The organism is Robertmurraya mangrovi, from assembly GCF_034427655.1.
Lineage (GTDB): Bacteria > Bacillota > Bacilli > Bacillales > Cytobacillaceae > Robertmurraya_A > Robertmurraya_A mangrovi.
In genome coordinates this window covers 1-516 of sequence record NZ_JAXOFX010000050.1, presented here as the reverse complement: position 1 = coordinate 516, position 516 = coordinate 1, and the positions used below count along the sequence as shown (strand labels likewise).

At 40.3% G+C, this 516-nt stretch carries 2 rRNA genes; both read right to left on the bottom strand.

The annotated features are described in order from the left end of the window. Positions 1–104 (bottom strand): 16S ribosomal RNA (locus SM124_RS24025); the annotation flags it as partial. Between the two features lie 288 nt (positions 105–392). Then, positions 393–509, bottom strand: a 5S ribosomal RNA gene (rrf, locus tag SM124_RS24020). Between the last annotated feature and the right edge of the window lie 7 nt (positions 510–516).

The window sequence follows — 516 nt, the reverse complement described above, 5'->3', positions numbered from 1 at the left end:
CCGCCGCTAAGTTTCAAAAGCAAGCTTTTAAAACTTCGCTCGACTTGCATGTATTAGGCACGCCGCCAGCGTTCGTCCTGAGCCAGGATCAAACTCTCCAATAAAGAGTAAGATTAGCTCTTAAAAAATAATAATAGATTAACGTTGACGTATGATTCGTTCAGTTTTCAAAGAACAATCTTCGTTATCTTTTCTCAAAGACAACTATATTACTATAACATTTTTTATTCTCTTCGCCAACACTTTTTTTAGTTTTTCACAATAAGAATGTGTTCAACGAAGTGGATTTACATCATAACACCGTCGGTGTTATTCCGTCAACTCTTTATGTCAGGTAATAAATACCTGTTAAAAGAGATTAAAAAAGACAAAGAGGATTCTCTCTGTCTTTCGCCTGGCGACGTCCTACTCTCACAAGGGGACAGCCCCTAACTACCATCGGCGCTGAGAAGCTTAACTTCCGTGTTCGGTATGGGAACGGGTGTGACCTTCTCGCTATCGCCACCAGACTATGTA